The organism is Microbacterium sp. 10M-3C3 (assembly GCF_003931875.1).
In the GTDB taxonomy this organism is placed as follows: domain Bacteria; phylum Actinomycetota; class Actinomycetes; order Actinomycetales; family Microbacteriaceae; genus Microbacterium.
Genome location: NZ_CP034245.1, coordinates 1,234,484 through 1,248,211, shown reverse-complemented (window position 1 = coordinate 1,248,211; position 13,728 = coordinate 1,234,484). Strand labels below are relative to the sequence as shown.

Sequence of the window (13,728 nt, the reverse complement as noted above, 5' to 3'; positions counted from 1 at the left end):
TCCTCGCGAGAACACGCGGGTGCACGCTCTGCGTCCGAGAAAGCGTGCACGGCCGCGTTCTCGCGAGCCGGACGGCCGGCTCAGCGGACGATGAGGCGCGGCTCCACGAGCACGTGGGCCGATCCGGATGCGGCGGGCCGCGGCGCGACGACGCTCCCCGTCGGCCCCATCAGCAGGTCGAGCGCGCCGGCGGCGACCTTCTCGGGCAGCTGCTCGACGCTCGAGATGCCGAGCGCCTCGACGGCGGGGGTGTTGTCGAACCCCACCACGAGCAGGTCGTGTCGGTCGGCGGCGACGGCGGCCAGGTGCGCGCCGATCGCGAGCGAGTCGCTCGCGCACACGATCGCGTCGACCTCCGCCCCTGCGGCGAGGGCGTCGGCGACGACGGCACGGGCCGCCGGCACGTGCTCCTCGACGGTCCACCGGGGAGCGGCCAGCCCGTGCGCGGTCATCGTCTCGCGCCACCCGCGCTCGCGCTCGTCGCCGGTGCCCGAGCCCGCCGGCCACCCGAGGAACGCGATGCGCGGCCCGGCCGCGCCGAGCGCGTGACGCGTGGATGCGGCGGTGCCGGCCGCCCCGTCGACGTCGACCCACAGGTGCGCGGGCGCCGCGACGTCGTCCTCGCCCCACGGGCGCCCGAACGACACGAACGGCAGCGCGCGGGCGGTGAGCCACCCGGTGCGCGGGTCGCCGTGGAACGTGCCCGTGACGATCGTCGCGTCGATCTCGCCGCCGTCCAGGAGCTCCCCCATGCGGGCGATCTCCTCCTCCGGCGTGCGCGCCGCGTACAGCAGCATCCGCATGCCCCGCTCGCTCGCGCGCTCGGTCAGCGCGTGGACGAATCGGTCGAGCACGACGCCGGAGATGCCGCCCGCATAAGGGTCCAGATGTACGCCGATCGTGGAGCTCCGGCGCGTGCGCAGCTGACGCGCGGCGGTGTGCGGCCGATAGCCGAGGTCGTCGATCACGGCCTGTACGCGCTCGCGGGTCGCCGCGCGCACGATGTCGGGCGCGTTGAGCACGTTCGACACCGTCTGGCGCGACACCCCGGCCGCGCGCGCGACGTCGTCGACCGTCGGGGCCTTCGTCATCGCACCTCCCGCAACGTTCCGCGCACACATCCTAGGGGCGGGACGGCCAGCCCTTGACAGTGGCGGGAGGCGTTTCGTACCGTGAGGGGGCGTTGTAGTTTGATCGTTCAAATTCAGGACGGTCGGAGCACGCGACGACGCGCACACATGCCTCATCGAAGGAGAAGAGACACATGACACGGCAGACAACGCGGGCGCTCCTCGGCGCCGGAGCGCTCGTGATCGGCGGCTCGCTCGCCCTCACCGGCTGCGGCTCGGGATTCGACGACCAGGGCGGCAGCGGCGGCGGCGACGCCTCCGGCAGCGGCGCCCTCACCCTCCTCATCGGCTCGTCGGGCGACGCCGAGACCAACGCCGTCGAGTCGGCGGTGAAGGCGTGGTCGGAGCAGTCCGGCGTCGACGCGACGGTGCAGGTGGCCAACGACCTCCCCCAGCAGCTGTCGCAGGGCTTCGCGGCCGGCTCGCCGCCGGACCTGTTCTACCTCGCCCCCGAGGCGCTCGCCGGCTACGCCGGCAACGGCTCGATCGAGGCGTACGGCGACGATCTCGCCAACAAGGACGACTTCTACCCGTCCCTCGTAGAGAACTTCACGCTCGACGGCCAGTTCTACTGCGCGCCGAAGGACTTCTCCACGCTCGCGCTCGTCATCAACACCGACATGTGGGCGGCGGCCGGGCTCACCGACGCCGACATCCCGCAGGACTGGGACCAGCTCGCATCCGTCGCGCAGAAGCTGACCGCCGACGGCCACGTGGGTCTCGCGTTCGGCGCGGAGTACCAGCGCATCGGCACGTTCATGGCGCAGGCCGGCGGCGGGCTCCTCGACGACGGCACCCCGATCGCCAACAGCGACGCGAACGTCCAGGCGCTCGACTACATCAAGCAGCACCTGAACGACGGCTCGTTCGCCTTCGCGGCGGATGTGGGCGCCGGCTGGGGCGGCGAGGCGTTCGGCACCGGAAAGGCCGCCATGGTGATCGAGGGCAACTGGATCACCGGCGCGCTGACGAACGACTACCCCGACGTGAAGTACACCGTCGCCGAGCTGCCCGCCGGACCCGGCGGCAAGGGCACGCTGCAGTTCACCAACTGCTGGGGCCTCGCCGCCGACAGCGGCAACAAGGACGCCGCGAAGGAGCTCGTCGAGTACCTGACCGGCACCGACCAGCAGCTGGCGTTCTCGAAGGCGTTCGGCCCGATGCCCTCGATCCAGTCGGCCGCCGACGCGTGGACGAGCGACAACCCGACGCTGTCGGCCTTCCTCGCCGGCGCCGAGTACGCGCAGTTCCCGCCGAACATCGACGGTGCCGCGGACGTCATCTCCGACTTCAACGCTCAGCTGGAGTCGCTGAAGTCGGGCGACCCGAAGGCGATCCTCGACTCGGTGCAGTCGAACCTCGAGGCCATCGCCCAGTAAGCGACGGCGGAGACATCGCATGACGGCGACGACTGCGGCGCCGCGGCGCGCCGGATCCTCCCACGGGGGGATCCGGCGCGGCGAGGCCGCCGCCGGGTGGATCTTCACCCTCCCGGTGCTCATCATCCTGGGCGTGTTCCTGCTCGTCCCGGTGCTCATGGCGCTGTGGGTGAGCTTCTCGGACTGGTCGGGGCGCGGCAGCCCCTTCTCCGGGAACGTGGGGTTCGTGGGGCTGGACAACTACGCCGCCGTGACCACCGGCGGCGGTCTGGCCGAACGCGACTTCGGCACCGCGCTGCGCAACAATGCGTGGTACGTGCTGCTGGTCGTGCCGCTGCAGACCGCGCTGTCGCTGTTCCTCGCGGTGCTCGTGAACCGCGCCGTGCTGCGCGGGCGCGGCTTCTTCCGCACCGCGTTCTACTTCCCCTCGGTCACGAGCTCGGTCGCGATCACCGTGCTGTGGCTGTTCCTCTTCTCCACGTCCGGCGCCATCAACGAGGTGCTTTCGTGGGTGGGCATCAACGGGCCGAACTGGTTCAACGACCCGCGGGGCATCGTGCACAATCTCCTCGGCGTGTTCGGCGTGCAGTCCGGCCCCGCGTCCCTCACACAGTCGGGGTTCCTCGGCGTGACGTGGTGGGACTGGCTGGCCGGGCCCTCGGTGGCCATGAGCGCGTTCGTCCTCATGGCGGTCTTCACGACGTCGGGCACGTTCATGCTGCTGTTCATCGCGGCGCTGCAGAACCTCTCGCACGACGTCGACGAGGCGGCGATGGTCGACGGCGCGAACGGGTGGCAGCGCTTCTGGCGCGTGACCCTCCCCCAGCTGCGTCCGACGCTGTTCACCGTGCTGACGCTGGGCCTCATCGGATGCTGGCAGGTGTTCGACCAGATCTACACCGGCACGCAGGGCGCCCCCGGCAAGACGACGCTGACGCCGGCGTACCTCAGCTACGACTCCGCGTTCATCTCGCAGGACTGGGGCCAGGGCGCGGCGATCGCCTTCGTCCTGTTCGTCATCATCGTCGCGTTCACGATCCTGCAGCGCTGGATCCTCCGCGACCGCCCCGTCTCGCGCCGCCGAGCCCGGGCCTACGAGCCGAAGGGAGCGCGACGATGACGTCCGTACCGCAGAGCATCGAGACCGACGTCGCCGTCGCGCAGCAGCTGAACCCCGCCGCATCCGCCCCCGCGCCGAGGCCGGCGCGGCACCGGCTGTCGGGCCGGGCGCTCGGGTTCCAGATCGGCCTGTACGTCGTGCTGATCGTGCTGGCGCTCATCTACATCTACCCGTTCCTCGTGCAGGTGGCGACCTCGTTCAAGACCGACGCGGATGCGGCGGCCGACCCGATCTCGCTGCTGCCGAGCCCGGTGTCGTGGGCGGCCTACGAGCAGCTGTTCCTGCGCTCGAACTTCCCGACATGGTTCGCCAACTCCGCGATCGTGACGATCTTCGTCACCGCCGGGCGCGTCTTCTTCGACTCGCTCGCCGGCTACGCGCTCGCGCGGCTGCGCTTCCGCGGGCGCGGCATCGTGTTCGCGGGCCTCGTCGCCGTGATGGCGGTGCCGGCGGTCGTGCTCCTCATCCCCAAGTTCCTGGTCATCAACACGCTCGGCATGTACGACTCGTACGCCGGCATGATCCTGCCGCTCCTCGTGGATGCCGCGGGCGTGTTCATCATGAAGAACTTCTTCGAGTCGATCCCGCCCTCCGTCGAGGAGCAGGCGCGCATCGACGGGGCCGGCACGTTCCGCATCTTCTGGTCGGTCGTGCTGCCGATGGCGCGACCCGCGCTCATCACGATCGTCATCCTGTCCTTCCAGGGATCGTGGAACGAGCTCAGCCACTTCGTCGTGTCGACGCAGTCGCCCGAGCTCACGACCCTCACCAAGGGCGTCGCGTCGCTGGCGAGCGGACAGCTCAGCCAGGGCACGCAGTATCCGCTCAAGCTCGCGGCCGCCGCCATCATGACGATCCCCGTCGCCGTGATGTTCTTCATCTTCCAGCGCCGCATCATGAACGCCAGCGAAGGAGCCGTCAAAGAATGACCCTCGAGAACACCGCCACCCTGCCGGGCGACGACGATCCCGGGGCGCTTCCCCTGCAACCGCTCCTGTCCGACGCGGTCATCGCGCTGCGCGCGCCCACCCAGGTGTGGTCGCGCACCACGGGCGACGCCGGCGGCGCCCCGATCGACGGCGTGTACCACGGCGACGTACGGCACATCCGCACGGTCGCGCTCACATGCGACCAGTCGCCGATCGAGTGGATCTCCACGGCCCCCGACGGCCCGTCGCGCGTGCGCTTCGGCGGACTCCTGCGGGGCGTGGACGACGCGTGGCCCGACCCCAAGGTGCGCCTCGTGCGCGAGCGCACCGTGGCGGCGGGCCGGCTCGCCGAGCGGCTGAGCGTGCGCTCGCACCTGAGCACCCCGGTGAGTCTCGTGCTGCGCGTCGAGCTCGAGCCGGACTTCTCGTCGCTGCACGACGTGAAGGCGGGGATCGCGACCGCCCGGGGCGGGGCGACGACGGTCGGCGAGGGCACGGCCCGCGTCGAGGGCGAGGGCGGGGCGGCGTTCGCGCTGTCCGCGCCGGGCGCGAGCGTCGAGGCGGCGGACGGTCGTGTCATCGCGGTGTGGCGCATCGACGTCGCCCCCTTCTCGCGCGTGGAGGTGGAGTGGTCCGTCGACCTTCGCGACGACGGCCTGGTCGTGCGCGCGCCCGCCGGCGCGGCGGCGTGGGACCCGCGGGAGGTCGCCGCATCCGCCCCCGACCCGCGGCTCGCGCGCTGGCTCGAGACCGCGCTCGGCGACCTCGACGCGCTGCGGCTGGCGCTCCCGGATGCTCCGGGCGACGCGTTCTTCGCGGCGGGCGCGCCGTGGTTCTTCACGCTCTTCGGGCGCGACTCGCTGTGGGCCGCGCGGCTCGCCCTCCCGGTCGACGTCGGCATCGCCGCATCCACGCTCCGTGTGCTCGCGCGCCTGCAGGGCGACGTCGACGATCCGGCGACCGCGCAGGAGCCGGGGAAGATCCTGCACGAGCTGCGCGCGTCGGCGATCGAGATGCCCGGCGAGGGCATCGTGCTGCCGCCGCGGTATTACGGCAGCGTCGACTCCACGCCGCTGTGGGTGTGCCTGCTCGCCGACGCGTGGCGCGCGGGCATGCCCGAGGACGAGGTACGCGCGCTCGTGCCGGCGCTGCGCCGGGCGCTGCGGTGGGTGCTCGAGGAGGGCGACAGCGACGGCGACGGCTTCCTCGACTACGTCGACCGCCTCGGCACGGGCCTCGCGAACCAGGGGTGGAAGGACTCCGGCGACTCGATCCAGTGGCGCGACGGCCGCCTTGCGGAGGGGCCGATCGCGCTGTGCGAGGTGCAGGCGTACGCGTACGAGGCGGTACGCGCGGGCGCCGACCTGCTCGACGCGTTCGGCGACGACGGCGACGACACCTCGGGGCTGCGCGCATGGGCCGCCGACCTCAAGGCGCGGTTCGCCGACGCCTACTGGGTCGAGACCCCCGAGGGCCGCTACCCCGCGATCGCGCTGGACCGGCACAAGCGCCCGGTCGACACCCTCACGAGCAACATCGGGCACCTGATCGGCACGGGCATCCTCTCCCCCGGCGACGAGGCGCACGTCGCGGAGCTGCTGCTCGGCGACTCGATGTCGAGCGGTTTCGGCATCCGCACGATGTCGACGGGCGCGGCCGGGTACTGGCCGCTGTCGTACCACGGGGGCAGCGTGTGGGTGCACGACACTGCGATCGCGCTGCACGGGATGCTGCGAGCGGGTCTCGTCGACCCCGCCCGCGAGGTCGTGGCGGGCCTGCTGGATGCGGCGGAGGGCTTCGGCTACCGCGTGCCCGAGCTGCACGCCGGCGACCCGGCGACCGAGACGACCGTGCCCACGCCGTACCCGGCGGCGTGCCGGCCGCAGGCGTGGTCGGCGGCGGCCGCCGTCACGTGCCTGCAGGCGCTCGCGCGCTGACGCCGCATCCGGCCACCGCCCTCACGTGCTGCGGGCGCTCGCGTGCAGAATTCAGGCTCAGCCGCCTCGCACCCGCGTCGACGGGGCGCGACGTGCAGCGGAGCCTGAATTCTGCGCACCCGGCGGGCGCGAACCGGCGACGACCGGCGATCGATCGGCTCGCCGCGCCCTGCCGGAGGCCGTGCAGAATTCAGGCTCAGCGGCTGTCCGCGGCTGCGGGCGCGCGCGAATCTACCGGCGAGCCTGAGTTCTGCGCGCCCCGAGCAGACCGCGCAGCGCGTCGAGCACACGCTCGGGGTGCCAGAAGATGTCCTCGGCGATCGGGCGGTAGGTGGCGAAGCCGAGCGCGGCGGCCGCCTGGTCGCGCCGGAGGTCGCGCCGACGCGCCTCCCAGCCGCCGTGATGGGCCTCGCTGTCGCACTCGACGATGAGCCAGCCGGCGACGAGGAAATCCACCCGTCCCACGCCGCGGAGCTCCACTTGCACATCGAATCGAGCACCGACTCGCCTTAGGAGGAGCCTCATCATCGACTCGGCACCCGACTCCGCCCGCGGGTCGACGAGACGTCGCAGGACTCGGTACCGCCGCGGCAGGCTGGCGAAGAGGTCGTCGAGGTCGTCGTCGCGGATGACGCCGCACCGGAGAGCGGAGTCGAGTGTCGCCACGCTCGCGCGGGGTTCCTGACACAGCACGGCGTGCCGGACGGCATCGACTCCCTCGACGGTGGCCGCGCGCGGATGCGGCGTGCGCAGCAGGCTCCCCCAGTGCCGGGTGGTCACGCCCTCCACCTCCCGCTGCCGCGACGCGTTCACCTTCACGTGCACATGCGTCCGCGGCCGCTCCATCACGAACACGCCACGACGCTCCAGTTCGCTCACGCACGTGAGAAGCCCGCCATGACGGGCCGCATCCTGCACCCGTGCGTCGTCGGAGGGCGCGAAGTAGACGCCGTTGCGTGCGCGATGCAGCTGCCCGCTGCGCACGGCTGCGGTGATTCCGCGCCCCGACCACCCGGCGGACAGGAGGTCGCCGCGACTCCATGCGAGCACGGTCGGGGGCGGTGGCGGCGCAAGCGGCGCGGGGTCGAGCATGCGCGCCAGGGTGCTCCGTGCGTCCCATCGCCGCAGCGCCGTCCGGCTGCACCTGCGGACACAGCGTCGGCGCGCCCGGCTGGGGAGGACAGGTCGCAGCCGTTCAGAACTCAGGCTCAACCGCATCCGACACCCGCGTTCGCGCCCCACAAGACCGGCGAACCTGAATTCTGCGCGCCGACGACCCGGCACGGGACGCCGCGCGACGCAAGCCCCTCGAGCGGCCGCCGCGAGCCCCCTAACGTCGCGCGGATGATCGCCCAAGACATCCGAGACGCTGCCCCGTTCCTCGAGCTCGTCGATGCGCGCCATCCCGCGAGCGTCACCATCACGATCGCCACCTCGGCTTCTCCGTCCGACCGGGAGCGCTCGCGTATCGCCCTCAAGGACGCCGTCGAGGAGGTCGAGCATCGCCTGGCCGACGTTCCGCTCGGGCACGGCGAGCGGGACGCCCTGCTCGCGGCACTGCGCGCCCCGCTGGACGACGCGGAGTTCTGGGCCGCGCAAGACCGAGGTCTCCTCGTTCTGGCCGATCCATCCGGGGCGCGCTGGTACCGGCTCCCCTTCGACCCGGGCGCGGAGTCGATCGTCGCCGACCGCTTCGACCTGCGGATGCTGCTGCGCGCCGCCGAGCCGGACGCGCGCGTGTTCGTGCTGCAGCTCTCGCGCGGCCTCGTGCGTCTGACCGAGGTGTCGGCGGCGGGCGTCACGCCGCGACCGCTGGCACTTCCCGACGATCACGACAGCGTGCTGGACCACGCGGACAACGACGGCCGGATGGACCGCGACCGCGCGCGCGGGTCGGACGGCGATCAGCCGGAGCGGGAGCGGTTCGCCAAGGCCGTCGATCAGGCGGTCGTGGCCGTGATCCCCCGCGGCGCTCCGCTCGTCCTGGCCGCGGCCGACGATTTCCGTGCCGCCTACCGCGCGCAGAACACTCACGCTCCGCTCCTCGACGAGGAGATCACGGCGCACCCGGAGTCGCTCGGCGACGGCGACATCGCGGCGCGCTCCCTCGCGATCCTCCACGGCCTCCACGGCGTGGCGGTGTCGGCGTGGAAGGAGCGTTTCGGCACGCTGCGCGCGCAGGGCCTCGCGACGTCGCGGCTGAGCGACGTGGCCGCCGCAGCCGCCGCCGCGGCGATCGAGGAGCTGCGCATCGACCGGGACGCGGAGCGCTCGGGCACGGTCGACGAGTTCGGCAGATTGCACGGCGGCGGCGATGGGGACTTCCTGCTGCAGGATCTCGCCGCGCAGGTGCTGCGCTCGGGAGGGTCGGTGCACGCCGTGCCCCGCGACGAGCTCACGGATGGCGCACCGGCGGCCGCGCTGCTGCGATTCCCGGTGCCGCAGCCCGCCGGCGGGTGAGGGTCGACGGGGGTCAGTCGACCTTCGCGACGGTGCCGGCCGTGAGCCGCACGAGCTGGTCGAACGTGAGCGGGAACACCGTATGCGGTGTGCCGCCGGCCGCCCACAGCTCCGGGTAGGCGGCGAGCGCCTCGTCGACGATCGTGTCGATCGGCGCGGGGTGGCCGGTCGGGGCGACGCCGCCGATGGCCTGGCCGGTGGCCTCGCGCACCTGCTCGGGCGTGGCCCGCGTGATGCGGCCGCGGCCGAGCCGCTCGGCGAGCGCGGCGGTGTCGACGCGGTGGGCGCCGCTCGTCATGACGAGCAGCGGCGCGTCGTCGCACCGGAAGACGAGGCTGTTGGCGATCGCCCCCACCTCGACCCCGAGGGCCTGCGCGGCGAGCGCGGCGGTGTGCGCCGCATCCGGCAGCACGACGATGCGGGGCTCGATGCCGGCGGCGGCGAGGCGCTCGGCGACGAGGCGGCTCCGGGCGGGCAGCGCGTCGGTCATGCCGCCAGCCTACGGCCGGCGCTGTCGCGTGTCGGTGCCGCGCGGTAGCGTCGGGCGCATCGACGGAAGGACGCTCATGGCCCAGCGATTCGACCCTTCGGATGCGGCGCAGCAGGCCGCGCTCGAGCTCTTGCGCACGCGCACCATCGCGTGGTTCACGACGGTCGATCGGGGCGGCGCCCCGCACGCCGTGCCGGTGTGGTTCTTCTGGCATGACGGCGCCGTGCTGGTCTTCAGCGAAGACGCGACCGCGAAGGTGCGCCACGTCCGCGCGGGCTCCCCCGTGCTCGTGCATCTGGAGACCGGGCGGTTCGGCAACGAGGTTTTGATCCTGTCGGGCGCGGCGGAGATCTCCGAGCGCGACTCGGCGTCGTGGCTGACGGAGTTCCGCGACACGTACATCGCGAAGTACGCCGACGCGATCGCCGACTACGGCCAGCCGATCGACGACATCATGCGCACGTTCGCCACGACGATCGTCTTCCGCCCGGAGACGCTCCTCGCCTGGTAGCCGCGCGGCTCACGCCCGAGCGGCTCACGCCCGCGCCGCTCACCCCCGCGCCGCTCCCGCCCGCGACGCTCACGCCCCGCGCGCGAGCACCTCGCCGTGCGGCATCGCGAGCCAGCCGTCCGGCGCGGCCGCCCACTCCCGCCAGCCGTCGGCGATGCGGTCGAGCGCCGCCCGATCGGCGAAGCCGAACTCCTGCGCGTGGCGCGCGAAGTCGGACTCGGTCGCGCGCTGGGCCCACGAGTCGGCGAACCACGCCCGGTCCTCCGGTGTGGCGTACGACCACACCGATGCGCCCGCCTCCTGCACGCCGAGCCCCGCCGCGTGCGCCCACGCGAGCAGCCGCCGGCCCGCCGACGGCTCCCCGCCGAGCGCGCGCCCGATGCGCACGAAGAGGTCGAGCCACTCCGCCAGGGCGGGCACCTCCGGCCACCACACGATCCCGCCGTAGTCCACCTCGCGGAGGGCGACCAGGCCCTCGGGCCCGGCGACGCGTCCGAACTCGCGGATCGCGTCGACCGGACGCGCGAGGTGATGCAGCACCTGGTGCGCCTGCACGACGTCGAACTCCCCCGCCTCGGCGCTGAGCGCGTACGCGTCGCCGATCCGGAACGACACCTCCACCCCTCGGCGCTGCGCGACCTCCCGCGCGAGCTGCAACGCGACGTCGGACGTGTCGACGCCGACCACCCGTCCGGGCGCGACGCGCTCGGCGAGGTCGACCGTGATCGTGCCCGGCCCGCACCCGACGTCGAGCAGCGACATGCCCGCACGCAGATGCGGCAGGAGGTAGGCGACGGAGTTCTCCGCGGTGCGCCGCGCGTGGGAGCTCACGACGCTCGAATGGTGCCCGTGCATATAGTCCTCGGCCATTCCGTCAGCGTACGCGCGTCCCCCTCCCGCCGACCCGGGTGGCGAGGCACAATGGGGGCGGATGCGGCACACCCGCCGCATCCGCCACGCACGGCCCACGAGGCCCGCCGGAAGAGGATCACCGATGACCCCTGCTCTGCCCCTGCCCGAGTTCACCCACGAGCGCGTGGAGGTGAGGACCGGCGAGCGGAGCGGACTGTTCATCGCCGTGGCCCTGCATTCCTCGGCGCTCGGCCCCGCCCTCGGCGGCGCGCGCATGTGGACGTATCCGGGCTGGAGCGCCGCGCTCGGCGACGCCCTGCGGCTCTCGGCGGCGATGACGCTCAAGAACGCCGCGGCCGGGCTCGACGCGGGCGGCGGCAAGTCGGTGGTCGGTCTGCCCGAGGGCACGACCCTCGACGTCGAGCGGCGTCGGGCTGCATTCCTCGACCTGGGCGACGCGGTCGAGGCCCTCGGCGGCGCGTACCGCACGGCGGAGGACGTGGGGTCGACCGCGGAGGACATGCTCGTCGTGAGCGAGCGCACCGCGCACGTCGTGGGGCTTCCCGACGCCGCGGGCGGCTCGGGCGAGCCCGCCGGGCCGACGAGCCTCGGCGTGTACGAGGCCCTCCGCGCGACGCTCGAGCGCGCGACCGGGTCGGCCGACGTCGCCGGCCGCCGTATCACGATCTCCGGCCTGGGGCAGGTCGGCAGCCGCCTGGCCGTGCGCCTGTCGGCGGAGGGCGCGGTGCTCCACGTCACCGACGTCAACCCCGCCAAGCGCGACCTCGCCGCCGAGCTCGGCGCGACGTGGGTGTCGCCCGGCGAGGAGCACCTGATCGCGGCCGACGTGTTCGTGCCCGCCGGCATCGGCGGTGTGCTCACCGACGAGGTCATCGACGCGCTGGATGCGCGCGCGGTGTGCGGCCCGGCGAACAACCCGCTCGCCGATCGCTCCGGCGCCGACCGTCTGGCCGCGCGCGGCATCCTCTACGCCCCCGACTTCGTCGCGAACGCCGGCGGTGTCATCTACCTCGACGCGACCGACAAGCACCTCGGCTCCCCCGCCGACGTCACGGCGCGCATCGCGGGGATCGGCGACACGATCCGCCGCGTGTTCGACGAGGCCGAGGCGCGCGGGGTGACCCCGCTCGTGGCCGCCGAGGCCCTCGCCGCCGAGCGTCTCAGCCGCGGCGCGCGCTCCGTTCAGCTCGTCTGACGCGGGCACGCGGCATTCGGTCTCGCGTCGGGCGACACCGGGTGCCGCGTGTGCCAGGATGGGCGCGGGCGACGCCGCGGTCGCCCGTCGTGGCCCGAAGGAGTCGCCCGATGTTCTCCAGCCCGTTCCCCGACGTCGAGATCCCGGATGTCGGCGTCTACGAGTTCCTCTTCGGCTCGCTGACCGGCGACGACCTGCCGCGCGTCGCGATGATCGATCCGGCCACCGGCGCCGAGACGACGTACGGTCAGCTGCGTGCGCGGGTCGACGCGTTCGCGGGGGCGATGGCCTCCCGGGGCGTCGGCACCGACACGGTCGTCGCTCTCCTGTGCCCCAACTCGCCGGCCTTCGCCGTCGCGTTCCACGGACTGCTGCGCCTCGGGGCCGCCGTCACGACCGTGAACTCGCTCTACACGGCGCACGAGATCCAGCAGCAGCTCTCGGATGCGGCGGCGACGTGGGTGATCACGGTGTCGCCGCTTCTCGCGCAGGCCGAGCAGGCGGCGGTGGCCGTCGGGATTCCCGCCGACCGCGTCATCGTCCTGGACGGCGCCGAGGACCACCCCGATCTGGCCGGGCTGCTCGGCGAGGGGCGCACGCCGCCCGAGGTCTCCTTCGACCCCGCGACGCACGTGGCGGTGCTCCCCTACTCGTCGGGCACCACCGGCGTGCCCAAGGGCGTCATGCTCTCCCACCGCAACCTGGTCGCGAACGTGCAGCAGTGCCGCATCAGCATCCGACTGAACCAGGACGACCGCGTGCTCGCCGTGCTGCCGTTCTTCCACATCTACGGCATGACGGTGCTGCTGAACCTCGCGCTGCGCCAACGCGCGAGCCTCGTGACGATGCCGCGCTTCGACCTTCCCGAGTTCCTGCGGCTCATCCAGGAGCACCGGTGCACGTTCCTGTTCATCGCGCCTCCCATCGCAGTGGCGCTCGCGAAGCACCCGATCGTCGACCAGTTCGACATCTCGAGCGTCCACACGGTGTTCTCCGGCGCCGCGCCGCTCGACGGCGAGACGGCCGAGACGGCGGGGCGCCGCATCCATGCCCGCGTGCTGCAGGGCTACGGCATGAGCGAGCTGAGTCCCGTGTCGCACGCCGCGCCGCCCGAGCGCGACGACTTCCCGTCGAGCTCGGTCGGCGTGCTGCTGCCGAACATGACGGCCAAGCTCGTCGACGTCGACACCGGCGTGGAGATCGAGGAGTTCGGCGACGACGGTCTCACCGCCCCGGGCGAGCTGTGGCTGCGGGGTCCGAACGTGATGATCGGGTACCTCGGCCGGCCCGACGCGACCGCCGACACGATCGACGCGGACGGGTTCCTCCACACCGGCGACATCGCCGTCGCGCACCGCGACGGCTACGTCGTCATCGTCGACCGGCTCAAGGAGCTCATCAAGTACCACGGCTACCAGATCGCCCCTGCCGAGCTCGAGGCGCTGCTGCTGTCGCATCCGGCCGTCATGGACGCCGCCGTGATCGGCGTGCTCGACGACGAGGGTCAGGAGATCCCGAAGGCGTTCGTCGTGAAGGCGCCCGACGCGGAGCTGACCGCCGACGCGGTGATGGACTTCGTCGCCGGTCAGGTGGCGCCGCACAAGAAGGTGCGCCGCGTGGAGTTCATCGACGCGATCCCGAAGTCCACGTCGGGCAAGATCCTGCGGAAGGACCTCCGGGCGCGCGAGCGCGCCGCGTGATTCG

The 13,728-nt window shown here is 72.8% G+C and carries 12 protein-coding genes; 8 read left to right on the top strand and 4 right to left on the bottom strand.

Annotated features, from left to right (window positions below; translation table 11 throughout):
- Positions 1 to 80: 80 nt before the first annotated feature.
- Complete coding sequence (locus EI169_RS05940) at positions 81 to 1,091, bottom strand: LacI family DNA-binding transcriptional regulator (protein WP_125131512.1); 1,011 nt, start codon at positions 1,089 to 1,091, stop codon at positions 81 to 83.
- A 173-nt stretch (positions 1,092 to 1,264) separates the two neighbouring features.
- Between EI169_RS05940 and EI169_RS05935 the strand changes: the two genes are divergently transcribed.
- The 4 genes from EI169_RS05935 to EI169_RS05920 are packed head-to-tail and all read left to right on the top strand — an operon-like array spanning position 1,265 to position 6,495.
- Positions 1,265 to 2,509: an extracellular solute-binding protein gene (locus EI169_RS05935; protein ID WP_125131511.1), complete on the top strand. Its 1,245-nt coding sequence runs from the start codon at positions 1,265 to 1,267 to the stop codon at positions 2,507 to 2,509.
- A 19-nt stretch (positions 2,510 to 2,528) separates the two neighbouring features.
- Positions 2,529 to 3,629: a sugar ABC transporter permease gene (locus tag EI169_RS05930; RefSeq protein ID WP_125131510.1), complete on the top strand. Its 1,101-nt coding sequence runs from the start codon at positions 2,529 to 2,531 to the stop codon at positions 3,627 to 3,629.
- The gene (locus tag EI169_RS05925; RefSeq protein WP_240640675.1) at positions 3,626 to 4,558 is read left to right on the top strand and encodes a carbohydrate ABC transporter permease; all 933 of its coding nucleotides are present in this window, start codon (positions 3,626 to 3,628) and stop codon (positions 4,556 to 4,558) included. Before EI169_RS05930 ends, EI169_RS05925 begins: the two co-directional genes overlap by 4 nt.
- Positions 4,555 to 6,495 carry a glycogen debranching N-terminal domain-containing protein gene (locus tag EI169_RS05920; protein ID WP_125131509.1) on the top strand — a complete coding sequence of 647 codons (1,941 nt, stop codon included), beginning with the start codon at positions 4,555 to 4,557 and terminating at the stop codon, positions 6,493 to 6,495. The genes EI169_RS05925 and EI169_RS05920 overlap by 4 nt, the downstream gene beginning before the upstream one ends.
- A gap of 231 nt (positions 6,496 to 6,726) precedes the next feature.
- On the opposite strand, the gene EI169_RS05915 is transcribed toward EI169_RS05920, so the two are convergent.
- Positions 6,727 to 7,587, bottom strand: coding sequence for a DUF559 domain-containing protein (locus EI169_RS05915; RefSeq protein WP_125131508.1), 861 nt, complete (start codon positions 7,585 to 7,587; stop codon positions 6,727 to 6,729).
- A gap of 252 nt (positions 7,588 to 7,839) precedes the next feature.
- On the opposite strand from EI169_RS05915, the gene EI169_RS05910 reads away from it, so the two are divergent.
- Positions 7,840 to 8,955: a hypothetical protein gene (locus tag EI169_RS05910; protein WP_125131507.1), complete on the top strand. Its 1,116-nt coding sequence runs from the start codon at positions 7,840 to 7,842 to the stop codon at positions 8,953 to 8,955.
- 13 nt (positions 8,956 to 8,968) lie between these two features.
- Here EI169_RS05910 and EI169_RS05905 read toward each other — a convergent pair whose 3' ends face one another.
- Positions 8,969 to 9,445 (bottom strand): YbaK/EbsC family protein, encoded by a 477-nt coding sequence (locus EI169_RS05905; protein ID WP_125131506.1) that lies wholly within the window; start codon positions 9,443 to 9,445, stop codon positions 8,969 to 8,971.
- 76 nt (positions 9,446 to 9,521) lie between these two features.
- Here EI169_RS05905 and EI169_RS05900 point away from each other — a divergent pair, with 76 nt between their 5' ends.
- A complete protein-coding gene (locus EI169_RS05900; protein ID WP_164515448.1) occupies positions 9,522 to 9,956 on the top strand; it encodes a pyridoxamine 5'-phosphate oxidase family protein in 435 nt (144 codons plus the stop codon).
- A gap of 69 nt (positions 9,957 to 10,025) precedes the next feature.
- On the opposite strand, the gene EI169_RS05895 is transcribed toward EI169_RS05900, so the two are convergent.
- Positions 10,026 to 10,826 (bottom strand): class I SAM-dependent methyltransferase, encoded by an 801-nt coding sequence (locus tag EI169_RS05895; protein ID WP_125131504.1) that lies wholly within the window; start codon positions 10,824 to 10,826, stop codon positions 10,026 to 10,028.
- A gap of 124 nt (positions 10,827 to 10,950) precedes the next feature.
- Here EI169_RS05895 and EI169_RS05890 point away from each other — a divergent pair, with 124 nt between their 5' ends.
- Positions 10,951 to 12,024 carry a Glu/Leu/Phe/Val dehydrogenase family protein gene (locus EI169_RS05890; RefSeq protein ID WP_125131503.1) on the top strand — a complete coding sequence of 358 codons (1,074 nt, stop codon included), beginning with the start codon at positions 10,951 to 10,953 and terminating at the stop codon, positions 12,022 to 12,024.
- Between the two features lie 110 nt (positions 12,025 to 12,134).
- Entirely contained in the window at positions 12,135 to 13,724 is a 1,590-nt protein-coding gene (locus tag EI169_RS05885; RefSeq protein ID WP_125131502.1) for an AMP-binding protein, read from the top strand.
- Positions 13,725 to 13,728: the final 4 nt, after the last annotated feature.